The organism is Variovorax sp. PEI5 (assembly GCF_056679935.1).
Genome location: NZ_CM155257.1, coordinates 3,367,089 through 3,390,531, shown reverse-complemented (window position 1 = coordinate 3,390,531; position 23,443 = coordinate 3,367,089). Strand labels below are relative to the sequence as shown.

The following is a 23,443-nucleotide window of genomic DNA, read 5'->3' as shown; positions in this document are numbered from 1 at the left end:
CGCGGCCCGGCTCGAAGGTTCAGTCGAGCGTGGTCGACACGCCCGGCCCCAGGATCTCGGCCGCGCCGCGTTCGTCGGCCAGCCAGCGCAGCACCGGCAGCGCACCGGGCAGGACGGGCGTCACCTCGAGGGGCAGCTGCTGCCAGCGCATGGCCTGGCCCTCGCGCATCTCGAAATCGCCCCGCCAGTCCATGACCTTGCACCAGTGCAGGCGCACCAGCGCATGGGGATAGTCGTGCTCCGTGACGCGCCAGACGTCGGCGCCCTCGATCGTGATGCCGAGCTCCTCGTGCAGCTCGCGCCGCAGCGCCTGCTCGACCGTCTCGCCGGGTTCGATCTTGCCGCCGGGAAATTCCCAGAAGCCCGCATAGGGCTTGCCCGCCGGCCGCGTGGACAGCAGCAGGGCGGCGTCGGCACGACGCACCAGGATGCCGACGGCGACCTCGGTGTGCTGGCGCTCCGGCGCCACCGGCGCGGCCGTCGTCATGCCGGCGTGGCGTCCGCGCCGGCCGCGCGGCCGGCGAAATCGCGGGCGAACTGGTAGGCCACGCGCCCGCTGCGGGAGCCGCGCTCCAGCGCCCAGACCAATGCCTCGGGCCGCGCGGCCTCGATGGCCGCGGTCTCGACGCCGAACGACGACAGCCATTGCGCGACGATCGCCAGGTACTCGTTCTGGCTGAACGGATAGAAGCTGACCCACAGCCCGAAGCGTTCGGACAGCGAGATCTTCTCCTCGATCACCTCGCCCGGATGGACCTCGCCATCGTCCGTGTGCTTGTAGCTGAGGTTGTCCTTCATGTACTCGGGCAGCAGGTGGCGCCGGTTGCTGGTCGCGTAGATCAGCACGTTGGGCGTCGAGGCGGCCACCGAGCCGTCGAGGATCGACTTGAGCGCCTTGTAGCCGGGTTCGCCCTCGTCGAAGCTCAGGTCGTCGCTGAAGACGATGAACTTCTCCGGCCGGTCGGCCACCACCTCGACGATGTCGGGCAGGTCGGTGAGTTCGGCCTTGTCGACCTCGATGAGCCGCAGGCCGCGGGGCGCATAGGCTTGCAGGCAGGCGCGGATGAGCGACGATTTGCCGGTGCCGCGCGCGCCGGTCAGCAGCACGTTGTTGGCCGGCCGGCCCTCGACGAACTGACGCGTGTTGCGCTCGATCTTCTCCTTCTGGACGTCGATCTCCTTGAGCGCGTCGAGCGGCATCGGACCCAGGTGGCGCACCGGCTCCAGCACGCCATGGCCGGTGCTGCGGCGCCGGTAGCGCCACGCGATCGATGCGTTCCAGTCGGCCGGTGCCTGCAGCGGCTGGGGCAGGACCGCCTCGATGCGGCCGATCAGTTGCTCGGCCCGCTCGATGAGTCGTTCGAACTTGTCATTCATCTCTCTGTCTCTCGTCTCTCTGTCGTCCGTTCTGTTCCCGTCCGCGAGCACCGGGGATGTCAGGATCGGTAATCGGCGTTGATGGTGACGTAGTCGTGGCTCAGGTCGCAGGTCCAGACGGTGTCGCTGGCCTCGCCCCGTCCCAGACCGATGCGCACGCCGATCTCGCTCTGCTTCATGACGCGCTGGCCGTCCTCCTCGCGGTAGTCCGGATGGCGTCCGCCGTCGACGACCACGTGGACGTCGTCGAGATGCAGGTCGATGCCGGTCTGGTCGAGGTCCTCGATGCCGGCGTAGCCGACCGCGGCCAGGATGCGGCCGAGGTTGGGGTCGCTGGCGAAGAACGCCGTCTTGACCAATGGCGAATGCGCCACCGCATAGGCCACCTGACGGCACTCGGCGGCATCGCGGCCACCTTCGACACGGATGGAGATGAACTTGGTCGCTCCCTCGCCGTCGCGCACGATGGCCTGGGCCAGCAGCCGCGAGACCTCCTGCATCGTCTCCAGCAGCGCCCGCCCGTCGGGCGTCTCGAACGAGTCGACGACATCGTGCTCGGCCTGCTGCGTGGCGATGACGACGAACGAATCGTTGGTCGAGGTGTCGCCATCGATGGTCACGCGGTTGAACGAGGCATCGGCCAGGGCCCTGGCCAGGGGCTGCACCAGCGCCGGAGCGATCCGGGCATCGGTGGCGATGAAGCCGAGCATGGTCGCCATGTTGGGACGGATCATGCCGGCGCCCTTGCTGATGCCGGTGACGGTGACCGTGGCGCCGCCGATCCGCACCTGGCGGCTGAACGCCTTGGGCACGGTGTCGGTCGTCATGATGCCCTCGGCCGCGCGCGCCCAGTGGTCGGGCGCCGCGTCGGCGATGGCGGCGGGCAGGCCGGCCTCGATGCGGTCGATCGGCAGCGGCTCCATGATCACCCCGGTCGAGAACGGCAGGATTTCCTCGGGCGCGATGTTGAGTTCGCGCGCCAGCGCGACGCAGCTCTGGTGCGTGCGCGCCAGGCCGTCCTCGCCGGTGCCGGCGTTGGCGTTGCCGGTGTTGATCAGCAGCGCCCGGATGCCGTAGTTCTTCGCCAGGTGCTGGCGGCAGACCTGGACCGGCGCGGCGCAGAAGCGGTTCTGCGTGAAGACGCCACCGACGGTCGCGCCCTCGTCGATCAGGACGACCGTCAGGTCCTTGCGGTTGGCCTTGCGCACGCCGGCTTCGGCGACGCCGATGCGCACGCCGGCCACGGCATGGAGTTCGGACGGAACGGGAGCGGAGAGATGGACGGGCATGGGAGTGATGGTGAAAAAGATGGATGACGAAGACGGCGTGACCAGATCATGTCAGCGATCCATGACACTGCCCATGGCGCGAAGCCTCGAAACCGTAGCGCCTCAACGCCAGAGATGCCGAGGATCCGGCTCCGCCGCCCCCCTGGCATCGCCCCCTGCGAGGGGGTTGGCGAAACGACACGAAGTGCGCGAAGACTGGGGGTTTACGTCAGTTTGCCGTGGCACTGCTTGAACTTCTTGCCACTGCCGCACGGGCACGGATCGTTGCGGCCCACGCGCGCGAAGGCGCCGGCCTGGGCGCCGATCGCGCTCGTCGCCGCCGCCGCCGTCCGGCGCTGGCTCTCCTCGTCGACGCGCACCTCGACCTCGCCGGTCTCGGTCGGCGCGGTGTAGGTGAGGTTGGTGATCGACTCGGCCTGGTTCTCCATGTGCTCGGCGGCCTGCTCGAGCTGTTCGCCCGATTGCACGCGCACCGTCATGAGCTGGCGCGTGACCTCGTTCTTGACCGAGTCGAGCAGCTGGCCGAAGAGCTCGAAGGCCTCGCGCTTGTATTCCTGCTTGGGCTGCTTCTGCGCATAGCCGCGCAGGTGGATGCCCTGGCGCAGGTAGTCGAGCGAAGCCAGATGCTCGCGCCAGTGGGTGTCGATGCTCTGCAGCAGCACCATGCGTTCGAACTGGGTGAAGTTCTCCTTGCCGATCAGCGCCAGCTTGGCGTCGAACTCGCCATGCGCGGCCTTGACGATGCGCTCCAGCAGGTCCTCGTCGGACATGGCCGTGGCGGACTCGACCTCCTGGCGCAGGGGCAGCTCCAGGCCCCATTCGTTGGCCAGCGCCTTCTCGAGCCCGGCCAGGTCCCACTGCTCCTCGACCGATTCGGCCGGCACGTACTGGCGCACCAGGTCGGTGAAGCACCCTTCGCGCAGGCCGGTGATCTGCGCGGTGAGATCGGCGGCGTCGAGGATGTCGTTGCGCTGCTGGTAGATGACCTTGCGCTGGTCGTTGGAGACGTCGTCGTACTCGAGCAGCTGCTTGCGCACGTCGAAGTTGCGCGCCTCGACCTTGCGTTGCGCGCTTTCGATGCTGCGGGTGACGATGCCCGCCTCGATGGCCTCGCCATCGGGCATCTTGAGGCGGTCCATGATCGCCTTGACGCGGTCGCCTGCGAAGATGCGCATCAGCGGATCGTCCAGGCTGAGATAGAAGCGCGAGGAGCCCGGGTCGCCCTGGCGGCCCGAGCGGCCGCGCAGCTGGTTGTCGATGCGCCGCGATTCGTGTCGCTCGGTCGCGATGATGCGCAGGCCGCCCAGCGCCTTGATGGCCTCGTGGTCCTTGGTCCATTCGGCGCGGACGTGGGCGATGTCGGCCTGTTTGGTGGCTTCGTCGCGGCCCTCGTCGTTCTCGATCGCCTCGATCATCTTCTCGATGTTGCCGCCCAGCACGATGTCGGTGCCGCGACCGGCCATGTTGGTCGCGATGGTGATCATCTTGGCGCGACCCGCCTGCGCCACGATGTCGGCCTCGCGGGCATGCTGCTTGGCATTGAGCACCTGGTGCGGCAGGCCGGCCTTGTTGAGCAGCTCGTCGATGATCTCCGAGTTCTCGATCGACGAGGTGCCCACCAGCACCGGCTGGCCGCGCTCGTGGCACTCGCGGATGTCCTGGATGGCGGCGTCGTACTTCTCGCGCGTGGTCTTGTAGACGCGGTCGAGCTGGTCCTCGCGCTTGCTGATGCGGTTGGGCGGGATGATGACCGTCTCGAGGCCGTAGATCTCCTGGAACTCGTAGGCCTCGGTGTCGGCCGTGCCGGTCATGCCGGCGAGCTTGTTGTAGAGGCGGAAGTAGTTCTGGAACGTGATCGAGGCCAGCGTCTGGTTCTCGGCCTGGATCTCCACGCCTTCCTTGGCCTCCACGGCCTGGTGCAGGCCGTCGCTCCAGCGCCGGCCGGTCATCAGGCGGCCGGTGAACTCGTCGACGATGACGACCTCGCCCTGCTGCACCACGTAGTGCTGGTCGCGGTGGTAGAGGTGCCGCGCGCGCAGGGCGGCGTTGAGGTGGTGCATCAGCGTGATGTTGGCCGGGTCGTACAGCGACGCCCCCTCGGGCAGCAGGCCGAACTCGCCCAGCACCCGCTCGGCCTTCTCGTGGCCGTCCTCGGTCAGGAAGACCTGGTGTGTCTTCTCGTCGACCGTGAAGTCGCCCGGCTGGGTGATGCCCTCGCCGGTGCGCGGATCGGCCTCGCCCTCCTGCTTGACCAGCAGCGGCACCACCTTGTTGATGGCCAGATACATCTCCGTGTGGTCCTCGGCCTGGCCGCTGATGATCAGCGGCGTGCGCGCCTCGTCGATCAGGATCGAGTCCACTTCGTCGACGATCGCGAAGTTCAGCTTGCGCTGCACGCGGTCCTGCGACTCGTAGACCATGTTGTCGCGCAGGTAGTCGAAGCCGTACTCGTTGTTGGTGCCGTACGTGATGTCGCTGCCGTAGGCCTGCTGCTTCTCCTCGCGCGGCATCTGGGGCAGGTTGATGCCCACCGACAGGCCGAGGAAGTTGTAGAGCCGCCCCATCCAGCGGGCATCGCGGTTGGCGAGATAGTCGTTCACCGTGACGACGTGGACGCCCTGGCCCGACAGCGCGTTGAGGTAGACCGGCAGCGTCGCGGTCAGCGTCTTGCCCTCGCCGGTGCGCATCTCGGAGATCTTGCCGTTGTGCAGCGCCATGCCGCCGAGCAGCTGGACGTCGAAGTGACGCATCTTCATGACGCGCTTGGAGCCTTCGCGCACCGTGGCGAAGGCCTCCGGCAGCAGGTCGTCGAGCGATTCGCCCTTGGCGACGCGGTCCTTGAATTCCTGCGTCTTGGCCCGCAACGCGGCATCGTCGAGTTTCTCGAACTGCGGCTCCAGGGCATTGATGCGTTCGATCGTCTTGCGGTACTGCTTGAGAAGCCGGTCGTTGCGACTGCCGAAGAGTTGGGTCAGGAAGTTGGTGGCCATGTGTGGAGGCTCGGCATGCGGCCGGCAGTGCCGGACGTCTGGAGCAGAATCCCTAAGATACGGTGAAAGCAGGTGGGCCCGCTTCGAATTAAAGCAAGCGCTCCGCGCGGGTGCCGAGCGCCGGCGAACCGGGCATTTTAGCCATCTGACCCCCTTGTCCATTTCCGTGAACCGCCGTTTCCAACCCTTCACGCTGCAGCAGGCCGCCGATGGCTCCCCGACACTGGCCGGATTGCTCGCCCGCGCGCGCGACGTGAACGAGCGCCTGCGCGCCATCGAGGAACTGATCCCGGCCGAGATGCGTGCCGCGGTGCAGGCCGGCCCGGCCGAGGGCGATGTCTGGTGCCTGCTGGTGCAGGGCAGCGCCGCGGCCGCCAAGCTGCGCCAGCTCACCCCCAGGCTCGTGACGCGCCTGCGGGCCAAGGGCTGGGAGGTGACCAGCATCCGCCTCAAGGTGCAGACGCGACGCTAGGCGCCGGGGCATCGGCCGCCGGGCCCCGCCCGGCCGCCTGCGCGCGACGAGAATCACGATCCCCTCTCCAACGGATCCCTGAGTTCCCATGACGATACGTATCGACCTGCGCCCCGCCATGTTCGGCGAACGCGAACACGTGCTGGCGACGGCGCCGGGTTTCGAATGCTCGACCTTCCGGTTCGATTCCGGCGTCGAGGGACTGCGCCTGCGCAACGAACGCGGTCACATCGTGGTGCTGCCGTTCCGCGGCCAGCAGATCTGGCGCGCGACCTTCGACGGCCGCGAACTGGCGATGCGCTCCCTGTTCGACGAACCGGCCAGGAGCACCGACTACCTGCGCACCTATGGCGCCTTCTTCCTGCACTGCGGCGTCACCGGCATGGGCGCGCCGGGCCCGCACGACACCCATCCCCTGCACGGCGAACTGCCCAATGCCGCGTTCGACCGGGCCACGCTCGTGATCGACGAGGCCGACGGCAGCCTGTGCATCGAGAGCGTCTATCGGCACGCGGTCGCCTTCTCGACCGACTATCTGGCGACCGCCCGCACGGCGATGCGTCGCGACTCGGCCCTGCTGGACGTGTCGCTGGAAGTGCACAACCGCAAGCGCGGCGCCATGGACCTGCTCTACCTCGGGCATTCGAACTTCCGTCCCATCGACGGCGCCCGGCTGGTCTACAGCGCGCCCTACACCCCCGAGGCGGTGCGCGTGCGCAGGTCGGTGCCCAGCCACATCAAGCCGCAGCCGGGCTATGCCGAACTGCTGGAGGCGCTGGCAGCGCGACCGGAGGCGCATCACCGGCTCGAGGCCGGAGCGGCCTACGACCCGGAGGTGGTCTTCGCGATCGACATGGTGGCCGATGCCGAGGGCTGGGCCCACGCCCTGCAGGTGCATCCGGACGGCCGTGCCGACTATGCCGCGCATCGCCCGCAGCAGGCGCCGATCGCCTCGCGCTGGCTGTGCCGGACCCCCGAGCAGGACGCCATCGGCCTGTCGATGCCGGCGACCTCCGGCGTGGAGGGCTACTCGGCCGAGAAGGCCCACGGGCGCGTGGTGGATCTGGCTGGCGGAGCGACCTGGCGCATCGACATGCGGCTGGGCGCCCTGACCGCGCCGGAGGCGGCACGCATGGAAAGGCACATCGACCAGTGCCTGGATCGCGCCTGAGCCCTGTCGCATCGCGCGCCGAGGCAGGGCCGCGGCATGGAGGACGGGAAGGCGGGAGAGCGAAAGAGCGGGGGAAGGAGGTGGTGCCGCTTGTCGGAATCGAACTGACGACCTACCGCTTACAAGGCGGTTGCTCTACCAACTGAGCTAAAGCGGCACGGAACTGGATTCTAGCGGGCCGGGCACCGGGGCCCGGCCGACGACGGCAGCGCTACTTGACGCGCTTGAGCGAGGGCTTCGCGCCGGTGGTCGACGGCGGCCGCGGGGGTTCGTCGTCCGGCGCGCCATCGGGGTCTCCGGTGGACGGACCGCCTTCCGCCGACGCATCGGCGCCGACGAGATGGACGACGTTGTTGGCATCGCCCTCGGTGCCACGCGATGCATCCCGCAGCGGCACGCGCGACGTCGACGCGCTGCCCGGCGATGCGAGGGGCACGTCGGCACCCGCGGCCGGAGCCGGCGGCATGGCTGGGAAGGCCATGCCCTGCCCGTTCTCGCGCGCATAGATCGCGATCACGTTGCCCACCGGCACCATGATCTCGCGCGCCGTGCCCGCGAAACGCGCCTTGAACTCGATGAAATCGTTGCCCAGCTTGAGCGAGCTGGTCGCGTCGAAGCTGACGTTGAGCACGATCTCGCCGTTCTTGACGTATTCGCGCGGCACCTGGACGCTATCGTCGACCTGCACCGCGACATAGGGCGTGAAGCCGTTGTCGGTGCACCATTCGTAGAGCGCCCGGATCAGGTACGGGCGGGTGGAGGACAGCTCGGGCGCGTTGATCATGGAGGAAGGATCTCGAATCGCGAACGCGCTTACTTGCGCATGACCTTCTCGGATGGCGTCAGCGCCTCGATGTAGGCCGGGCGCGAGAAGATGCGCTCGGCGTACTTCAGCAGCGGCGCGGCGTTCTTGCTCAGGTCGATGCCGTAGTAGTCGAGGCGCCAGAGCAGCGGCGCGATGGCGACGTCGAGCATCGAGAAGTTGTCACCCAGCATGTACTTGTTCTTCAGGAACACCGGCGCGAGCTGCGTCAGGCGGTCGCGGATGTGCGCGCGGGCCTTCTCCAGGGCCTTCTCGTTGCCCTTGGCGCTGCGGTTCTCGAGCGCGGCGACGTGGACGAACAGCTCCTTCTCGAAGTTGAGCAGGAACAGGCGCACGCGGGCCCGGTCGACCGGATCGCCGGGCATCAGCTGCGGATGCGGAAAGCGCTCGTCGATGTACTCGTTGATGATGTTCGACTCGTACAGGATCAGGTCGCGCTCGACCAGGATCGGCACCTGGCCGTACGGGTTCATGACGGCGATGTCTTCGGGCTTGTTGTAGAGGTCGACGTCGCGGATCTCGAAGTCCATGCCTTTTTCGAACAGGACGAACCGGCAGCGGTGGGAAAAGGGGCAGGTCGTACCTGAATACAGAACCATCATGGCGAAAGACTCCTAAAAATCAAAAAGAGTGGGTCGCGCAGGCAACCCACTCTGAGGGACCGGACGCGCGGAAAGCGCGGGGCCAGTCGATATCGAAATGCTACTTGACGTCTTTCCAATAGGAGGCGTTGAGGCGCCAGACGAAGACCAGGGCCATGGCCAGGAACAGCAGCACCCACACCCCGACGCGCACGCGCGTGTTCTGGGCCGGCTCGGCCATCCACTGGAGGTAGTTGACGAGATCACCCACGGCCTGGTCGAACTGCAGCGGCGTCATCTTGCCCGGCGTGACCTGTTCCCAGCCCTTGAAGACCTCGACCTCGTGGCCATGCTGCTCGACCTTGGTGTAGACCGGCCGGCGATCGCCCTGAAGTTCCCACAGTACGTGCGGCATGCCCACGCTCGGGAACGCGAGGTTGTTCCAGCCCGTGGCCTTGGTGTCGTCGCGGTAGTAGGTCCGCAGGTAGGTGTAGAGGTAGTCGGCGCCGCTGCCGCCATGGCCGGCGCGCGAGCGCGCCACCAGGGTCAGGTCGGGCGGATTGGCACCGAACCATTCCTTGGCCTGGCGCGGATCGATGTTGGCCTTCATCGTCTCGCCGACCCTGTCGGTGGTGAACAGCAGGTTGTCCTTGACCTGCTGCTCCGAGATGCCGATGTCCTGCAGGCGGTTGTAGCGCATGAAGGCCGCCGAGTGGCAGTTCAGGCAGTAGTTGACGAACAGCTTGGCGCCGTTCTGCAGCGACGCCAGGTCGTTGGTCCGGTTGGGCGCCTTGTCCCAGGCGATGCCGCCCTCGGCGGCCTGCGCACCCGTGGCGATGCCGAATGCGGCGATCAGCGTGAGGATCAGTTTCTTCATTCTTGTGGGCTCCGGGCTGGGGACTCAATGCGCGGCGAAGGTCACGCGGTCCGGCACCGGCTTGAACTCGCCCAGTCGGCTCCACCACGGCATGAGCAGGAAGAAGCCGAAGTAGAACAGCGTGCCGATCTGCGAGACGCGTTCGCCCAGCGGCGATGGCGGCTGCACGCCGAGGTAGGCCAGCACGATGAAGTTGACGACGAAGACGCCATAGAGGATCTTGTTCCAGCTCGGGCGATAGCGGATCGAACGCACCGGGCTGTGGTCGAGCCATGGCAGGAAGAACAGGATGATGACGGCGCCGCCCATCACCACGACGCCCCAGAACTTGGCGTCGATCGACAGCATCAGCGCGCAGACCACCACGGCCGCCACCACGATGGCGCCCTTGAAGATGCTGGGCAGGCGGGCCTTCCAGACGCCGAAGACGGCACCGGCCACCACGCAGGCGATGAGCGCGTACATCATCTCGCTGGTGATGGCGCGCAGCATCGAATAGAAGGGCGTGAAATACCAGACCGGTGCGATGTGGTTGGGCGTCTTGAGCGAGTCGGCCGGGATGAAGTTGTTGTATTCCAGGAAATAGCCGCCCATCTCGGGCGCGAAGAAGATCACCGCCGAGAAGATCGTCAGGAACACCACCACGCCGAAGATGTCGTGCACGGTGTAGTACGGATGCGAGGGAATGCCGTCGACCGGATGGCCGTCGGGACCGCGGTTGGCCTTGATCTCGATGCCGTCGGGATTGTTGGATCCCACCTCGTGCAGCGCGATCAGATGCGCCACCACCAGGCCGAGCAGCACCAGCGGCACGGCGATGACGTGGAAGCTGAAGAAGCGGTTGAGCGTGGCGTCGCTCACCACGTAGTCGCCGCGGATCAGGAGCGCGAGGTCGGGGCCGACGAAGGGAATGGCGGCGAACAGGTTCACGATCACCTGGGCGCCCCAGTAGCTCATCTGGCCCCAGGGCAGCAGGTAGCCCATGAAGGCCTCGGCCATGAGGCAGAGGAAGATCGCGCAGCCGAAGATCCAGATCAGTTCGCGCGGCTTGCGGTAGCTGCCGTAGATCAGGCCGCGGAACATGTGCAGGTAGACGACGACGAAGAACGCCGAGGCGCCGGTCGAGTGCATGTAGCGGATCAGCCAGCCCCAGGGGACATCGCGCATGATGTATTCGACCGAGGCGAAGGCCTGGGCCGCATCCGGCTTGTAGTGCATCACCAGGAAGATGCCGGTCACGATCTGGATCACGAGGACCAGCATCGCGAGCGAGCCGAAGATGTACCAGAAGTTGAAGTTCTTCGGCGCGTAGTAGTTGCCCCACTGCTCCTTCCAGAGCTTGGTCAGGGGGAACCGGTTGTCGACCCAGTTCAGCAGCCGTTCGCCACCGGGGGCGTTGGGGGAAATCTCGTGGTAGTCAGCCATGTCGCGGGTCTCCTCAGGCCTTCTTGTCGTCGCCGATGAGCAGTCGCGTGTCGCTCATGTACATGTGCGGCGGCACGGGCAGGTTGTCGGGGGCGGGCTTGTTCTTGAAGACGCGGCCGGCGAGGTCGAAGGTCGAACCGTGGCACGGGCAGAGGAATCCGCCTTCCCAGTTGTCGGGCAGCGAGGGCTGCGGACCGGACTGGAGGCGGTCGATGGGCGAGCAGCCGAGGTGGGTGCAGATGCCGACGACCACCAGCACCTCGGGCTTGATGGAGCGGCCGGTGTTGCGGGCGTACTCGGGCGTGAACTCGGCCGGATTGCGCTTGGAATCGGGATCGGCGAGCTGGCCGTCGAGCTTGGAGAGTTCGGCGATCTGCGCCGGCGAACGCTTCAGGATCCAGACCGGCTTGCCGCGCCACTCGACCGTGAGCTTCTCGCCGACCTGCATGCCGCCGATGTCGACCTCGATCGGGGCGCCGGCGGCCTTGGCCTTCTCCGATGGCTGGAAGGTGCTGACGAACGGGACTGCCGTTGCCACCCCACCCACCGCGCCAGCGCAGCCGGAAGCGATCAACCATGTCCTCTTGCTTTTGTCGATCTTGGGGGCGCCGACAGGGATGTCACTCATGGGGGTCCTCAATCTTCTCGCTGGGCCTGGGGTCAACCGAAGATTGTAGCGGAGCGTTCCCGGCCGATTCAACGCGCCGACCCCCCGTGGAAGCCCCCGGAAAACGCTCTTTCAGGGCTCCGAGACGTCGTCGACCGAGGGCAGCGACGGCACCAGCGCGCGCGCCATGCGCACGGCCTCGATCAGGCTGGCCGCATCCGCGCGGCCGCTGCCGGCGATGTCGAACGCGGTGCCGTGGTCGGGACTGGTGCGCACCAGCGGCAGGCCGAGCGTCACGTTGACGCCCTTGTCGACACCCAGGTACTTCACGGGGATCAGCCCCTGGTCGTGGTACATCGCGATCACGACGTCGAACTCGCCCGGATGCCGCGATGTCGACCGGGCCCGCATGAAGACCGTGTCCGGCGCGTGCGGGCCGAGGGCATCGATGCCCTCGGCGCGCGCCGCGGCGATGGCGGGGCCGATGATGTCGCGCTCCTCGGTGCCGAACAACCCGCCCTCCCCCGCATGCGGATTCAGCCCGGCGACGCCGATGCGCGGCGCGCGTCCGAGCGCGGTGCCCAGCGCGCGATGCGCGATGCGGATCGTCTCCAGCACGCCCGGCGTGTCGAGCGTGTCGAGCGCCTGGCGCAGCGACATGTGGATGCTGACCAGCACGGTGCGCAGCTCGTCGTTGGCCAGCATCATGCGCACCGGCATCCGCGCCACCGGCACGCCCCGGTGCGCCGCGGCCTCGGCCTGCAGCAGCTCGGTGTGGCCCGGGAAGACATAGCCGGCGGCGGCCAGCGCCTCCTTGTGCAGCGGCGCCGTGACGATGGCGGCGATGTCCCCGGCCAGCGCGGCCCGGGCCGCCCATTCGACGCAGGCGCCGGCCGCCCGGCCGGCGGCGGCGCTGACGCGACCGAGCACGATGCCCTGTGGCGGCGCAATGACCTGCAGCACCGGCACGCAATCCGGCGGCACCCGGGCGACATCGCCGATGTCGTCGAGCACGGCCACCGGCGGTGCCGGCCTACCCGGTGCGGCCAGCAGCCGGCATGCCGCGCGCAGCGTCGCCACGTCGCCGGCCACGAAGCAGCCACGCGTCAGTTCCGGCGCGTCGCGGAATGCCTTGGCGATGATCTCCGGCCCGATGCCCGCCGGGTCGCCCAGTGTGATGGCGATGGGTTTCATGGGGTTCAGGCCGGATTGTCGATGTCGATGAACTGGTGCGCCACGCCCAGCTGCGCGGCCACGTGGGCGGCGGCGGCGGGCGCGCCATAGCGTTCGGTCGCGTGGTGGCCGGCGGCCAGGAAGGCCACGCCCGTCTCGCGCGCGTAGTGCGCCTGCGGCTCCGAGATCTCGCCGGTGATGAAGGCATCGGCCCCGGCCGCGATGGCGGCTTCGAAGTAGCCTTGCGCGCCACCGCTGCACCAGGCGATGGTGCGGATCGGGCGGCGCCCGCCGTCGACCCGGATGACCTGGCGACCCAGGACCTGCTCGACGTGCGAGGCCAGGGCCGCCGCGTCGGCGAAGACGCCGCCGTCGGCACGCTGGCCGATGAAGCCCAGGTCCTGCTCGCCGAAGCGGCCCGCGGCGCCCGCGTGCGCCACCAGGCCCAGCTGCAGGCCGAGCTGCGCGTTGTTGCCCAGGTCGGGATGCGCGTCCAGCGGCAGGTGATAGGCGAAGAGGTTGATGTCGCGGCCCAGCAGCAGGCCCAGGCGTCGGCGCATCCAGCCGGTCACGCGGCCGTCGTGGCCGCGCCAGAACAGGCCGTGGTGCACGAAGATCGCGTCGGCCTCGGCCTCGATGGCCGCCTCGATCAGCGCCTGGCTGGCGGTCACGCCCGACACGATGCGCCGCACCGTCGTGCGGCCTTCCACCTGCAGGCCGTTGGGGCCGTAGTCCTTGAAGCGCGCGGGCGCCAGCAGGAGGTCGAACGCGTGCAGGAGTTCGTGTCGGGTCGTGCTCATGGCGTCATTGTCGCGCGGCGTGCATCGGGTAGCCGCGCCCGGCGATGGGCAGCAGGGCCAGCAGCAGGCCGATCACCGCCAGCGCGCTCACGTAGTGCGACGGCGCCATCGGATCCTTCTGCAGCCACACCGTCAGGATCACCGGCGTCAGGCCGCCGAAGATGGCATAGGACATGTTGTAGGCGAACGAGAGTCCGGTGAAGCGCACCGGCGCCGGGAAGGCGCGCACGGCGGCGATCGGCACCGTGGCGATGGTGCCCACGAACAGGCCCACCAGGCCGTAGTGCCAGAACAGCGAGGCCGGCGTGCCCGGCAGGCTGCCGTAGAAGAGCCAGGTGGTGACCAGCAGCCCGCCCCAGCCGATCAGCATCGTCGCGCGCGTGCCGATGCGGTCGCTCGCCCAGCCCACCACGATGCAGCCGATCGTGAGCATCAGCGTGGCGACGGCATTGGCCTCCAGCGCCAGCGCCGCCGGCACGCGATGCACCTTCTGCAGGTAGGTCGGCGTGTAGAGCACGACCACCACGATGGCGGCCGACAGCACCCAGGTCAGCAGCCCGACGAACAGGACCGGTCCGCGATGCTCGCGCAGCACGGTCTTGAGCGGCAGCTCGCGCGCCACGCTGCGGCGATCGGCCAGCTCCTGGAACACCGGCGTCTCGTGCAGGAAGCGGCGAAGGTAGACCGAGAACAGGCCGAACACGCCGCCGAGGATGAAGGGTACGCGCCAGGCGAAGCCGGCGACCTCGGCCGGCGTGTAGTGGGTGTTGATGAACACCGCCACCAGCGATCCCAGCAGGATGCCGCCGGTGATGCCGGAGGTCAGCGTGCCGATGCCGAAGCCATAGCGCCGGCGCGGCACGTGTTCGGCGACGAACACCCAGGCGCCCGGCATCTCGCCACCGATGGCCGCGCCCTGCAGCGTGCGCATGGCCAGCAGCAGCAGCGGTGCCGCCACCCCGATGCTGGCGTAGGTCGGCAGCAGGCCGATCACCAGCGTGGGCGCCGCCATCAGGAAGATCGACAGCGTGAACATGCGCTTGCGGCCCAGCAGGTCGCCGAAATGCGCGATCACGATGCCGCCGAGCGGCCGCGCCAGGTAGCCGGCCGCGAAGATGCCGAAGGTCTGCAGCTGGCGCAGCCAGTCGGGCATGTCGGCCGGAAAGAACAGCGCGCCCAGCACGGTGGCGAAGAACACGTAGATGACGAAATCGTAGAACTCGAGCGTGCCGCCCAGGGCGGACAGCGCGAGCGTCTTGTAGTCGCGCGCGTCGAGCGTGCGCGCCGGCGATGCCGGTGGAGCGGCGGAAACAGTGGCGGTCATGGCATGGAGGCCCGGGATGGAAGCGGGTGGACGGAAGAACGGCGAAGCGGACGACGATGCAAGCAGGGATGCGCTCGCGGCGCCGGCGGACCGGCGCCCGGATGCGAAGCGGGCCGGACTCCGGATGGGAGCGGTCCCGCACCGGCACGTCCTGTGGGACCGCCGGCTTCAGAAAGGGCAGGATTCTAGGGTTTCCACTGATTCGACGAGCCGGGCGGGTCTTGTGGCGAAGCGTAAGCGGCACGTGCTCCACCAGGTGCCTTGAGAGACAATCACGACCCCGCGCGACCCGCCCGGCCAGGATCGCCGTCCGACCCCGGCATGTCGTCGCGGCCCACGCCCCTCCCGTCCCATCTCTCCGATCCTCCGTCCATGAAGCGCACCTGGCTGCTGTTCGCCCAAACCGTCACCGTCCTGCTGGCGGCCTATTTCGTCGTCGCGACGCTCCGGCCCGAGTGGCTCAACCGGCGTACATCACTGGGCGGCATGGTGCCGGTCATCGAAGCGCCGGCCACCGCCCCGAACACCATCGCCGCGGGCAGTCTCAGCGCCGCGGCCAAGAAGGCGGCACCGGCGGTGGTCAGCATCAACACCAGCAAGGCGGCCCAGCGCCAGTCGCGCAGCAACGACCCGTGGTTCCGCTTCTTCTTCGGCGACCAGGGCAACGACCAGCCGCAGGTCGGACTGGGCAGCGGCGTGATCGTCAGTGCCGATGGCTACATCCTGACCAACAACCACGTGGTCGATGGCGCCGACGAGATCGACGTGACCCTCAACGACAGCCGCCACGCGCGTGGCAAGGTGATCGGCACCGACCCCGACACCGACCTCGCCGTGCTCAAGATCGAGCTCGACAAGCTGCCGGTGATCGTGCTGGGCAATTCCGATGCGCTGCAGGTCGGCGACCAGGTGCTGGCCATCGGCAATCCGTTCGGCGTCGGCCAGACGGTGACCAGTGGCATCGTCTCGGCGCTGGGCCGCAACCAGCTCGGCATCAACATGTTCGAGAACTTCATCCAGACCGACGCGGCGATCAATCCCGGCAACTCCGGCGGTGCGCTGGTCGACGTCAATGGCAATCTGGAGGGCATCAACACCGCCATCTACTCGCGCTCGGGCGGCAGCATGGGCATCGGCTTCGCCATCCCCGTCTCGATGGCCAAGCAGGTGCTCAGCGACATCGTGACCGAGGGCAAGGTCACGCGCGGCTGGATCGGCGTCGAGCCCAACGACCTGTCGCCCGAACTGGCCGAGACCTTCGGTGTCAAGGCCAACGCGGGTGTGATCATCACCGGCGTGCTACAGAACGGCCCGGCCGCCCGGGCCGGCATCCGGCCCGGCGACGTCATCACCAGCGTGGGTGACAAGAAGGTCGACAACGTGCAGGAACTGCTGACCGCGGTGGCCGGGCTGAAGCCTGGCATCGACGCCCGCTTCGCGCTGCAGCGCGGCAGCGACCGGATGGAACTCAACGTCAATCCCGGCCTGCGCCCGAAGACGCAGGCGCGCCGCAACCCGACCGAGATCGAATAGGACGCGCCGGCCCGCGGGACGACCGGCCTCGCGGCTCAGGGCCGCGTCGTCAGGTCGGTGCTGTCCGCGGGGGTCTTGCTGTGCTTGACGAAGTAGCGCGCCGCGATGATGCCGATCTCGTAGAGCAGGCACATCGGCACGGCCAGCGCGAGCTGCGACACCACGTCGGGCGGCGTCAGCACCGCCGCGACGACGAAGGCCAGCACGATGAAGTAGCCCCGGAAGCTGCGCAGCTTCTCGATCGTGACCATCTCGAAGCGCACCAGCAGCATCACCACGATGGGCACCTGGAAGGCGCAGCCGAAGGCGATGTAGAGCGACAGGATCGCCTCCACGTAGGACGCGATGTCCGGCGTGGCGGCGACCGAGGCCGGCGTGAAGCGCTGGATGAAGCCGAACATCTTGTCCAGCACGAAGAACTGGACGAAGGCGATGCCCATGTAGGCCAGCAGGCTGCCGAAGAAGATCAGCGGCAGCGCGAACTTCTTCTCGTGGCTGTAGAGGCCGGGCGCCACGAACATCCAGATCTGGTACATCAGCCAGGGCAGCGCCAGCAGCACCGCCGTCATGCCCAGCACCTTCAACGGCACGAAGAACGGCGAGAACACGCCGATCGCGATGAGCTTGGCATCGTGCGGCATGTGGGCGCGGATCGGCACCGCGATCAGGTCGATCAGCCCGCTCGGGCCGGGCCAGATCGCCAGCAGCGCCGCGGCCACGGCGAGGCCGTAGACGCAGTAGAGCAGGCGGTCGCGCAGCTCGACCAGGTGCTGCACGAAAGGCTGCTCCGTACCGGCGAGTTCGTCTTCTTTGTCTTTGGAGGTGGAGTCGGCCATGGGAGAGCGCTGCGGGCGGTGACACCGGCGCCGCGGGTCGCAGCGACCGGCCCGGCCTGGGGTGGCTAGTTGATCTTGTGCGGCCGGAAGCGGGCGACGCGCGCGGCACCGGAAAGCGCCTTGGTGCGCACGCCGTTGCGGGCCTTGTACCACTGGGGCGTGGCGCCCTGCTTCAGGCGCCAGTTCTTGCGCGGGTGCTTGTAGACCGGCATGACCGGCGTGTAGGGCACCTCGGGCTCGGCCAGTGCCGACAGGGTCTGGCCACTCTCGGAGAACTGCTTCTCGAAGTCGCTCGCGCCCGAATGGATCGACTGCTCGACTTCGCGCGCGGCGTCGTGCACCGAATCCTTCATCTTGCGCAGCTCGTCGAGGTCCATCGAGCGGTTGACCTCGGCCTTGACGTCGTTGACATAGCGCTGGGCCTTGCCCAGCAGCGTGCCGACGGTGCGTGCCACGCGCGGCAGTTTCTCGGGGCCGATGACGATGAGCGCCACGGCACCGATGAGGGCCAGCTTGGAGATGCCGAGATCGATCACGTCGTGCGGCGGATCAGGACTTGTGACGCGCTTCGACGTCGATGGTGGTCGACTTGTCGGCGGCAGCGTGGCCCGTCACGTGCTGGGTCGGCGTGGGCGTGGTCGGGGCGGGCGTCACGACCGGCGCATCGGTGCTCGAGCCGTCCTTCATGCCGTCCTTGAAGCCCTTGACGGCGCCTCCCAGGTCGGACCCCATGTTGCGCAGCTTCTTGGTGCCGAAGATCATGACCACGACGAGGAGCACGATCAGCCAGTGCCAGATAGAAAAAGAACCCATGGATGACTCCTGAAGAATGTGAAGAATTTTAGTCGGCGCCACGATGGCACCGGGACGATGCGGGAGATCAGCCCTTCAGCCAGGGCCGTGGTCCGCCCATGACGTGGACATGCAGATGATGCACTTCCTGGCCGCCCTCGGCGCCAGTGTTGACGACGACGCGGAAACCGCCTTCCGGATAGGGCCGGCAGCCCTGTTCCAGCGCCAGGCGCGGCGCCAGCGTCATGATCCGGCCCATCAGCGCGGCATCGTCGGGCGAGAGCTGGGCCATCGAGGCGATGTGGCGCTTGGGCACGATCATGAAATGCACCGGCGCCCAGGGCGCGATGTCGTGGAAGGCGAAGACGTCGTCGTCCTCGTGGACCTTCCGCGCCGGGATCTGCCCGGCGATGATCTTGCAGAAGATGCAGTTCGGATCAGATGCCACGGGCGGACTCCATCGCGCGACCGGCGCTCATGCGGGACATGCCCTTGACGATGCGGTAGAGGAACCACAGCGAGATGAGGCCCCATGCGATCCAGCCCGGCACGAAGAACAGCAGCCAGAGCCAGGAGGTCAGCAGATACAGCACCCCGGCCCACATCACCGAGCGGATGCGCCAGCTGAAGTGCGATTCATGCCAGGTGCCCTGGGCCTCGCCGCGCTTCACCAGGTCGATGATCAGCGCCAGGAGCAGCAGCGCGATCGATGCCTGCGCACCAGGCAGCACGGCGCTCACGGCCACGATCAGGTGCAGGACGTAGCTGACCCAGCCCCAGGTGCGCAACGAGCCGTCGGGTTCGATGTCGATGATGTCACGGGCCATCTGTGGTTCCTTCATTGCTCGCTGGCGGCGCGTTCCTGCGCCTTGCGCAGGGCCTTTTCCTCGATGCCGCTGGTGCCCGCGCGGCGTTCCAGTTCGTCGACGACCTGGCCCGGCGCCAGGCCATAGTGCGCCAGGGCGATCATGCTGTGGAACCACAGGTCGGCGACTTCGTTCACTATTTTTTGCCGGTCGCCGCCATGGTCGGCATCCTTGGCCGCCATCACGACCTCCGTGGCTTCCTCACCGATCTTCTTGAGGAAGGCGTCGGGGCCCTTGTACAGGAGCCGGGCGACATAGCTCGTCTCGGGATCGCCGCCCTGCGCGGGCAGGCGGCTCTCGATGACGGCCGCCAGGCGCGCCAGGGCGTCGGTGGCGGAGCGGGCCGCGTCGGGTACTGCTGTCGTCGATGTCATGGATGTCTCGTCTTATCTGTAGATGGACTCGGGGTCCTTGAGAACCGGCTCGACGGCTTCCCAGCGGCCATTCTCGTAGCGGCTGAAGAAACAGCTGTGACGACCGGTGTGGCACGCGATGCCCGGCTCGTGTCCGAGCTGCGTGACCTTGAGCAGGACGACGTCGTTGTCGCAGTCCAGCCGGATCTCGTGCACCGTCTGCACATGGCCGGATTCCTCGCCCTTGAACCACAGCCGCGCGCGCGAGCGGCTGAAGTACACCGCGCGGCCGAGCTCGGCCGTCTTCTGCAGCGCCTCGCGATTCATCCACGCGAACATCAGCACGTCGTTGCTGCCCTGCTCCTGCGCGATCACCGGCACCAGGCCGGCGGCGTCCCATTTCACTTCGTCGAGCCAATTCGTCATCGTGCGATTGTCGCAAACCACCGCGTCGATGCCGCCGGGTGGCCCCGCGCTCAGATCCGCACCGGGATGCCGCGCGCGGCCATCAGGGCCTTGGCCTCGCCGACCGTGTGGTCCCCGTAGTGGAAGATGCTCGCGGCCAGGACGGCATCGGCGCCGCCGGCCTGCACGCCGTCGGCCAGGTGATCGAGGTTGCCGACGCCGCCGGAGGCGATCACCGGCACGCCGACCGCGTCGCTCACGGCGCGCGTGAGCTCGAGGTCGAAGCCGCTCTTGGTGCCATCGCGGTCCATGCTGGTCAGCAGGATCTCGCCAGCGCCGCGACGCGCCATCTCGGCCGCCCAGCGCACGACGTCGAGGCCGGTGTTCTTGCGTCCGCCATGGCTGTAGACGTCCCACCCGGCGCCGCGCTCGGCGGCATCGGCGGCGGTGCGGCGCTTGGCGTCGATGGCGACCACGATGCACTGGGCGCCATAGCGGTGCGAGACCTCGTCGATGACGCCCGGGTTGGCGATGGCGGCGGAATTGAAGCTGGTCTTGTCGGCGCCGGCGTTGAGCAGGCGGCGCACGTCCTCGACCGTGCGCACGCCGCCGCCGACCGTCAGCGGGATGAAGACCTGGGAGGCCACGGCCTCGATGATCGGCAGGATCAGGTCGCGGCCGTCGCTGGTGGCGGTGATGTCGAGGAAGGTCAGTTCGTCGGCGCCCTGGGCGTTGTAGCGCGCCGCGATCTCGACCGGGTCGCCGGCATCGCGGAGTTCCAGGAAATTGACGCCCTTGACGACGCGGCCACCGGTCACGTCGAGGCAGGGAATGATGCGTTTGGCGAGCATGGGCGGATTCGGGGTGCGGGGGAGCGGGAAGTTCAAAGGACGGTGAGCTGCTGCCAGCCCTGCCAGCGCTCGCCGGGGGCGAGCTGCGCGGGGGTGTCGATGGCCGCGGCCTCGACGCAGAGCATGTGGCGATGGCCGTCGTCGGGCAGATCGGCGAGCCGGGCGGCCAGCACCGGGCCCGGGTTCCAGACCACGGTCTCGGTGCAGCTGGCGGACTGCGCGATCTCCAGCGTGCCCGACGGCTGCACCAGTCGCAGCGCGGCGGCGGGAGCCGCGTAGACGCTGTCGAACTCGGCATCGAAGGCCAGCGCCGCCTCGGACTCGGTCAGGCGCAGATCGCGCACCGCGTCCCAGCGCCGGGCGCCCTGCAGGCCCTCGAGCCGTGCCTGGCCGATGTCGTCGACCCGCAGATAGCTGTGCAGCGCGCCGGTGAACGACCAGGCGGTGGCGTCGGTGTTGTGCACGTCCAGCACGATGCGCAGGCTGTCGGCGCCGAGCGTCGCCTCCAGCCGCAATCCGAAGGCATGCGGCCAGAGCGCCCGCGTGGCGGCGTCGGCATCGAGCCGCATCGCGACGCGCGACGGCGCCGCCGGGTCGAATGCCTCGGCCTGCCAGGGCACGTTGCGTGCGAAGCCATGCTTGGCCAGCGGGCCGCGCTGGTTGAACTGCGGCCAGCAGATCGGCACGCCGCCGCGGATGGCGGCACGGCCATCGAACACGGACTGCGGGCTCAGGTACAGCCGCTCGATGCCATCGGGCGTGATCCAGGACAACAGGTGACCGCCATGCAGCGCCACGGTGCAGCTGGCGCCGTCGGGCGCGGTCAGGCGGAAGGCGGGCTGGCCGCGGAAGTCGATCGGTGAGAGAGGCATGTCGGGATTCTAGGGAGGGCACGGTGGCCGGCCATGAGGTTCAGCGCGCCGGCCAGTGCCAGGGCGGGACATCGCGGGCGTCGATCTCGGCCAGGTGGGTCTCGCCGAGCCGCTTCTCCAGCGTCACGTAGCCCGGCGGCGCCTCTGCGGACGCGGACTCGATGGCCGCGATCAGACGCACCGCGTGCGACACCACGATCACCTGCGAGGCCCGCGCCGCTCGCGCGATCAGTCGACCGAGCGCGGGCAGCAGGTCGGGGTGGAGGCTGGTCTCGGGCTCGTTGAGCACCAGCAGTCCGGGCGGCCGCGGCGTCAGCAGCGCGGCGATCCACAGCAGGTAGCGCAGCGTGCCGTCGGACAGCTCGGCCGCCGTCAGGGGCCGCAGCAGGCCGTGCTGGTGCATGCGCAGCTCGAAGCGATGGTCGTCCCCGACCGCGACGTCGATGCGCGCGCCGGGAAAGGCATCGTCGACGGCCCGGTCGAGCGCCTGGGCATCGCCGATCTCGCGGATGGTCTGGAGCGCGGCCGCGACATCGGCGCCGTCGTTGGCCATCACCGGCGTGTAGGTGCCGAGCTGCGGCGAGCGCGCGGGCGCCTCGGCATCGGAGCGGAAATGATCGTAGAAGCGCCAGGCCCGCATCCGCTCGCGCAGCGTGAGCATCTCGGGCGCGCCGCGCGGGTCGGCATATTCGGTGAGCATGCTGGCGAAGCTGGGCACCGGCCGGTCGATCGCATTCCAGGCGCCGGCGGCATCGCGCAGGCGCAACGCGTGGCCCTTGCGGTCGACCAGCTGGGTGGCCGGGCGCAATATGGGACCGCACCAGATCGCCTCGCGCTTGATCTGCGGATCGCGTGAGAAAGCGGAATCGGCCGATGGCCGTGGCAGGCCGATGTCGATCGCATAGCCGAAGTCATCGGCCGCCTCCCCGGCGAATCCCAGTCGCAGGTTGACCGGCTCGCGGCGCTTGCCGGCACCCTGCACCGGCGCCTCGCCACGCAGCATGGCGCCGGAGAAATGCTCGGGGCCGGCCCACAGCGTCGACGTCAGGCCGCCTTCGCGGACCAGGGAACGGATCACGCCGCCCTGCGCGATTTCGGCCAGCAGCCGCAGCGCGCGATAGATGCTCGATTTGCCGCTGCCGTTGGGTCCGGTGACGATCGTCAGGCGGCCGAGCGGAACGCTCAGCTGCCGCAGCGAGCGGTAGTTGGCGATGGCCAGCGTGGAGAGCATGCCGTGGCCGCGGAGCGCGCAGCGCGAGCAGGCGGGCGGGCAGTGCCTGGCTCAGGCGTCGGCGAGTTCGTCGGCACGCGCCTGCGCGGCCGCGAAGTCGAGGTCGCCCGAGTAGATGGCGCGACCGCAGATCACGCCCTCGACGCCTTCGGACTCGACCGCGCAGAGCTGCTCGATGTCGGCCATGTTCGACAGGCCGCCCGAGGCGATGACGGGGATCGTCAGCGCCTGCGCCAGCCTGACGGTGGCGTCGATGTTGATGCCCGAGAGCATGCCGTCGCGGCCGATGTCGGTGTAGATGATCGACTCGACGCCATAGTCCTCGAACTTCTTGCCCAGGTCGGCGACCTCGTGGCCGGTGAGCTTGCTCCAGCCGTCGGTGGCGACCTTGCCGTCCTTGGCGTCGAGGCCGACGATGATGTGGCCGCCGAAGGCGACGCAGGCGTCCTTCAGGAAGCCCGGGTTCTTGACCGCCGCGGTGCCGATGATCACGTAGCGCAGGCCGTCGTCGATGTAGCGCTCGATGGTGTCGAGGTCGCGGATGCCGCCGCCGAGCTGGACCGGGATCTCGTCGCCGACCTCGCGCAGGATCGCCTTGATGGCCGCGTGGTTCTGCGGCTTGCCGGCGAAGGCGCCATTGAGGTCCACCAGATGCAGGCGTCGCGCGCCGGCCTGGACCCACTTGCGCGCCATGGCCGCGGGGTCTTCGCTGAACAGGGTGGACTGGTCCATGTCGCCCTGCTTGAGGCGAACGCAGTGGCCGTCCTTGAGATCGATGGCGGGAATCAGCAGCAT

26 protein-coding genes and 1 tRNA gene are annotated in these 23,443 nt (G+C 68.4%); 3 read left to right on the top strand and 24 right to left on the bottom strand.

Annotated features, from left to right (window positions below):
- Positions 1 to 19: 19 nt before the first annotated feature.
- The 4 genes from AC1MLT_RS15515 to secA form a co-directional block, all read right to left on the bottom strand.
- Entirely contained in the window at positions 20 to 487 is a 468-nt protein-coding gene (locus AC1MLT_RS15515; protein WP_481033087.1) for an NUDIX domain-containing protein, read from the bottom strand.
- A complete protein-coding gene (locus AC1MLT_RS15510; RefSeq protein WP_481033086.1) occupies positions 484 to 1,377 on the bottom strand; it encodes an ATP-binding protein in 894 nt (297 codons plus the stop codon). The genes AC1MLT_RS15515 and AC1MLT_RS15510 overlap by 4 nt, the downstream gene beginning before the upstream one ends.
- 59 nt (positions 1,378 to 1,436) lie before the next feature.
- Positions 1,437 to 2,666 carry a bifunctional glutamate N-acetyltransferase/amino-acid acetyltransferase ArgJ gene (argJ, locus tag AC1MLT_RS15505; RefSeq protein ID WP_481033085.1) on the bottom strand — a complete coding sequence of 410 codons (1,230 nt, stop codon included), beginning with the start codon at positions 2,664 to 2,666 and terminating at the stop codon, positions 1,437 to 1,439.
- A 203-nt stretch (positions 2,667 to 2,869) separates the two neighbouring features.
- A complete protein-coding gene (secA, locus tag AC1MLT_RS15500) occupies positions 2,870 to 5,656 on the bottom strand; it encodes a preprotein translocase subunit SecA (RefSeq protein ID WP_481033084.1) in 2,787 nt (928 codons plus the stop codon).
- Between the two features lie 166 nt (positions 5,657 to 5,822).
- Here secA and AC1MLT_RS15495 point away from each other — a divergent pair, with 166 nt between their 5' ends.
- Together AC1MLT_RS15495 and AC1MLT_RS15490 are read left to right on the top strand one after the other, a co-directional pair.
- Positions 5,823 to 6,128: a DciA family protein gene (locus AC1MLT_RS15495; RefSeq protein ID WP_481033083.1), complete on the top strand. Its 306-nt coding sequence runs from the start codon at positions 5,823 to 5,825 to the stop codon at positions 6,126 to 6,128.
- Positions 6,129 to 6,216: 88 nt separating this feature from the next.
- Positions 6,217 to 7,299, top strand: coding sequence for a DUF4432 family protein (locus AC1MLT_RS15490; protein WP_481033082.1), 1,083 nt, complete (start codon positions 6,217 to 6,219; stop codon positions 7,297 to 7,299).
- 81 nt (positions 7,300 to 7,380) lie between these two features.
- Here AC1MLT_RS15490 and AC1MLT_RS15485 read toward each other — a convergent pair.
- The 9 genes from AC1MLT_RS15485 to AC1MLT_RS15445 all read right to left on the bottom strand — a co-directional run bounded on the left by AC1MLT_RS15485 (position 7,381) and on the right by AC1MLT_RS15445 (position 14,909).
- Positions 7,381 to 7,456 (bottom strand) — tRNA-Thr (locus AC1MLT_RS15485).
- A gap of 54 nt (positions 7,457 to 7,510) precedes the next feature.
- A complete protein-coding gene (locus AC1MLT_RS15480; protein ID WP_481033081.1) occupies positions 7,511 to 8,083 on the bottom strand; it encodes a ClpXP protease specificity-enhancing factor in 573 nt (190 codons plus the stop codon).
- Positions 8,084 to 8,112: 29 nt separating this feature from the next.
- Positions 8,113 to 8,724: a glutathione S-transferase N-terminal domain-containing protein gene (locus tag AC1MLT_RS15475; RefSeq protein WP_481033080.1), complete on the bottom strand. Its 612-nt coding sequence runs from the start codon at positions 8,722 to 8,724 to the stop codon at positions 8,113 to 8,115.
- Positions 8,725 to 8,824: 100 nt separating this feature from the next.
- Entirely contained in the window at positions 8,825 to 9,580 is a 756-nt protein-coding gene (locus AC1MLT_RS15470) for a cytochrome c1 (RefSeq protein ID WP_296315764.1), read from the bottom strand.
- Positions 9,581 to 9,604: 24 nt separating this feature from the next.
- Positions 9,605 to 11,005 carry a cytochrome b gene (locus AC1MLT_RS15465; RefSeq protein WP_481033079.1) on the bottom strand — a complete coding sequence of 467 codons (1,401 nt, stop codon included), beginning with the start codon at positions 11,003 to 11,005 and terminating at the stop codon, positions 9,605 to 9,607.
- 13 nt (positions 11,006 to 11,018) lie between these two features.
- Positions 11,019 to 11,633, bottom strand: coding sequence for a ubiquinol-cytochrome c reductase iron-sulfur subunit (petA, locus tag AC1MLT_RS15460; RefSeq protein WP_481033078.1), 615 nt, complete (start codon positions 11,631 to 11,633; stop codon positions 11,019 to 11,021).
- 111 nt (positions 11,634 to 11,744) lie between these two features.
- Complete coding sequence (pdxA, locus tag AC1MLT_RS15455; RefSeq protein ID WP_481033077.1) at positions 11,745 to 12,806, bottom strand: 4-hydroxythreonine-4-phosphate dehydrogenase PdxA; 1,062 nt, start codon at positions 12,804 to 12,806, stop codon at positions 11,745 to 11,747.
- 5 nt (positions 12,807 to 12,811) lie between these two features.
- Positions 12,812 to 13,585: a Nif3-like dinuclear metal center hexameric protein gene (locus AC1MLT_RS15450; RefSeq protein ID WP_481033076.1), complete on the bottom strand. Its 774-nt coding sequence runs from the start codon at positions 13,583 to 13,585 to the stop codon at positions 12,812 to 12,814.
- Positions 13,586 to 13,589: 4 nt separating this feature from the next.
- Positions 13,590 to 14,909: an MFS transporter gene (locus AC1MLT_RS15445; protein ID WP_481033075.1), complete on the bottom strand. Its 1,320-nt coding sequence runs from the start codon at positions 14,907 to 14,909 to the stop codon at positions 13,590 to 13,592.
- Between the two features lie 372 nt (positions 14,910 to 15,281).
- Between AC1MLT_RS15445 and AC1MLT_RS15440 the strand changes: the two genes are divergently transcribed.
- On the top strand, positions 15,282 to 16,442 hold the full coding sequence (locus AC1MLT_RS15440) for a Do family serine endopeptidase (protein ID WP_481033074.1): 1,161 nt from the start codon (positions 15,282 to 15,284) through the stop codon (positions 16,440 to 16,442).
- 35 nt (positions 16,443 to 16,477) lie between these two features.
- On the opposite strand, the gene tatC is transcribed toward AC1MLT_RS15440, so the two are convergent.
- The 11 genes from tatC to hisA all read right to left on the bottom strand — a co-directional run bounded on the left by tatC (position 16,478) and on the right by hisA (position 23,443).
- Entirely contained in the window at positions 16,478 to 17,278 is an 801-nt protein-coding gene (tatC, locus tag AC1MLT_RS15435) for a twin-arginine translocase subunit TatC (protein WP_481033073.1), read from the bottom strand.
- A 65-nt stretch (positions 17,279 to 17,343) separates the two neighbouring features.
- A complete protein-coding gene (tatB, locus tag AC1MLT_RS15430; RefSeq protein ID WP_481033072.1) occupies positions 17,344 to 17,814 on the bottom strand; it encodes a Sec-independent protein translocase protein TatB in 471 nt (156 codons plus the stop codon).
- Positions 17,815 to 17,827: 13 nt separating this feature from the next.
- Positions 17,828 to 18,091, bottom strand: a complete 264-nt coding sequence (gene tatA, locus AC1MLT_RS15425) for a Sec-independent protein translocase subunit TatA (RefSeq protein ID WP_481033071.1) — start codon at positions 18,089 to 18,091, stop codon at positions 17,828 to 17,830.
- Positions 18,092 to 18,158: 67 nt separating this feature from the next.
- Positions 18,159 to 18,518: a histidine triad nucleotide-binding protein gene (locus AC1MLT_RS15420; RefSeq protein WP_481033070.1), complete on the bottom strand. Its 360-nt coding sequence runs from the start codon at positions 18,516 to 18,518 to the stop codon at positions 18,159 to 18,161.
- On the bottom strand, positions 18,508 to 18,897 hold the full coding sequence (locus tag AC1MLT_RS15415; protein ID WP_481033069.1) for a DUF4870 family protein: 390 nt from the start codon (positions 18,895 to 18,897) through the stop codon (positions 18,508 to 18,510). Before AC1MLT_RS15415 ends, AC1MLT_RS15420 begins: the two co-directional genes overlap by 11 nt.
- Positions 18,898 to 18,908: 11 nt before the next feature.
- Positions 18,909 to 19,310: a phosphoribosyl-ATP diphosphatase gene (locus AC1MLT_RS15410; RefSeq protein ID WP_481033068.1), complete on the bottom strand. Its 402-nt coding sequence runs from the start codon at positions 19,308 to 19,310 to the stop codon at positions 18,909 to 18,911.
- Between the two features lie 12 nt (positions 19,311 to 19,322).
- Entirely contained in the window at positions 19,323 to 19,715 is a 393-nt protein-coding gene (gene hisI / locus AC1MLT_RS15405) for a phosphoribosyl-AMP cyclohydrolase (RefSeq protein WP_481033067.1), read from the bottom strand.
- A gap of 50 nt (positions 19,716 to 19,765) precedes the next feature.
- Positions 19,766 to 20,545 carry an imidazole glycerol phosphate synthase subunit HisF gene (hisF, locus tag AC1MLT_RS15400; protein ID WP_481033066.1) on the bottom strand — a complete coding sequence of 260 codons (780 nt, stop codon included), beginning with the start codon at positions 20,543 to 20,545 and terminating at the stop codon, positions 19,766 to 19,768.
- A 32-nt stretch (positions 20,546 to 20,577) separates the two neighbouring features.
- The gene (locus AC1MLT_RS15395) at positions 20,578 to 21,417 is read right to left on the bottom strand and encodes a D-hexose-6-phosphate mutarotase (RefSeq protein WP_481033065.1); all 840 of its coding nucleotides are present in this window, start codon (positions 21,415 to 21,417) and stop codon (positions 20,578 to 20,580) included.
- Between the two features lie 40 nt (positions 21,418 to 21,457).
- Positions 21,458 to 22,648 carry an AAA family ATPase gene (locus AC1MLT_RS15390; protein ID WP_481033064.1) on the bottom strand — a complete coding sequence of 397 codons (1,191 nt, stop codon included), beginning with the start codon at positions 22,646 to 22,648 and terminating at the stop codon, positions 21,458 to 21,460.
- A gap of 51 nt (positions 22,649 to 22,699) precedes the next feature.
- Positions 22,700 to 23,443, bottom strand: coding sequence for a 1-(5-phosphoribosyl)-5-[(5-phosphoribosylamino)methylideneamino]imidazole-4-carboxamide isomerase (gene hisA / locus AC1MLT_RS15385; protein ID WP_481033063.1), 744 nt, complete (start codon positions 23,441 to 23,443; stop codon positions 22,700 to 22,702).

Bases quoted from the DNA above. Each gene is read 5' to 3' on its own strand.
- AC1MLT_RS15515 (WP_481033087.1), bottom strand. From the start codon at position 487: ATGACGACGGCCGCGCCGGTGGCGCCGGAGCGCCAGCACACCGAGGTC.
- AC1MLT_RS15510 (WP_481033086.1), bottom strand. From the start codon at position 1,377: ATGAATGACAAGTTCGAACGACTCATCGAGCGGGCCGAGCAACTGATC.
- argJ (WP_481033085.1), bottom strand. From the start codon at position 2,666: ATGCCCGTCCATCTCTCCGCTCCCGTTCCGTCCGAACTCCATGCCGTG.
- secA (WP_481033084.1), bottom strand. From the start codon at position 5,656: ATGGCCACCAACTTCCTGACCCAACTCTTCGGCAGTCGCAACGACCGG.
- AC1MLT_RS15490 (WP_481033082.1), top strand. From the start codon at position 6,217: ATGACGATACGTATCGACCTGCGCCCCGCCATGTTCGGCGAACGCGAA.
- AC1MLT_RS15480 (WP_481033081.1), bottom strand. From the start codon at position 8,083: ATGATCAACGCGCCCGAGCTGTCCTCCACCCGCCCGTACCTGATCCGG.
- AC1MLT_RS15475 (WP_481033080.1), bottom strand. From the start codon at position 8,724: ATGATGGTTCTGTATTCAGGTACGACCTGCCCCTTTTCCCACCGCTGC.
- AC1MLT_RS15470 (WP_296315764.1), bottom strand. From the start codon at position 9,580: ATGAAGAAACTGATCCTCACGCTGATCGCCGCATTCGGCATCGCCACG.
- AC1MLT_RS15465 (WP_481033079.1), bottom strand. From the start codon at position 11,005: ATGGCTGACTACCACGAGATTTCCCCCAACGCCCCCGGTGGCGAACGG.
- petA (WP_481033078.1), bottom strand. From the start codon at position 11,633: ATGAGTGACATCCCTGTCGGCGCCCCCAAGATCGACAAAAGCAAGAGG.
- pdxA (WP_481033077.1), bottom strand. From the start codon at position 12,806: ATGAAACCCATCGCCATCACACTGGGCGACCCGGCGGGCATCGGGCCG.
- AC1MLT_RS15450 (WP_481033076.1), bottom strand. From the start codon at position 13,585: ATGAGCACGACCCGACACGAACTCCTGCACGCGTTCGACCTCCTGCTG.
- AC1MLT_RS15445 (WP_481033075.1), bottom strand. From the start codon at position 14,909: ATGACCGCCACTGTTTCCGCCGCTCCACCGGCATCGCCGGCGCGCACG.
- AC1MLT_RS15440 (WP_481033074.1), top strand. From the start codon at position 15,282: ATGAAGCGCACCTGGCTGCTGTTCGCCCAAACCGTCACCGTCCTGCTG.
- tatC (WP_481033073.1), bottom strand. From the start codon at position 17,278: ATGGCCGACTCCACCTCCAAAGACAAAGAAGACGAACTCGCCGGTACG.
- tatA (WP_481033071.1), bottom strand. From the start codon at position 18,091: ATGGGTTCTTTTTCTATCTGGCACTGGCTGATCGTGCTCCTCGTCGTG.
- AC1MLT_RS15415 (WP_481033069.1), bottom strand. From the start codon at position 18,897: ATGGCCCGTGACATCATCGACATCGAACCCGACGGCTCGTTGCGCACC.
- AC1MLT_RS15410 (WP_481033068.1), bottom strand. From the start codon at position 19,310: ATGACATCGACGACAGCAGTACCCGACGCGGCCCGCTCCGCCACCGAC.
- hisI (WP_481033067.1), bottom strand. From the start codon at position 19,715: ATGACGAATTGGCTCGACGAAGTGAAATGGGACGCCGCCGGCCTGGTG.
- hisF (WP_481033066.1), bottom strand. From the start codon at position 20,545: ATGCTCGCCAAACGCATCATTCCCTGCCTCGACGTGACCGGTGGCCGC.
- AC1MLT_RS15395 (WP_481033065.1), bottom strand. From the start codon at position 21,417: ATGCCTCTCTCACCGATCGACTTCCGCGGCCAGCCCGCCTTCCGCCTG.
- AC1MLT_RS15390 (WP_481033064.1), bottom strand. From the start codon at position 22,648: ATGCTCTCCACGCTGGCCATCGCCAACTACCGCTCGCTGCGGCAGCTG.
- hisA (WP_481033063.1), bottom strand. From the start codon at position 23,443: ATGCTGCTGATTCCCGCCATCGATCTCAAGGACGGCCACTGCGTTCGC.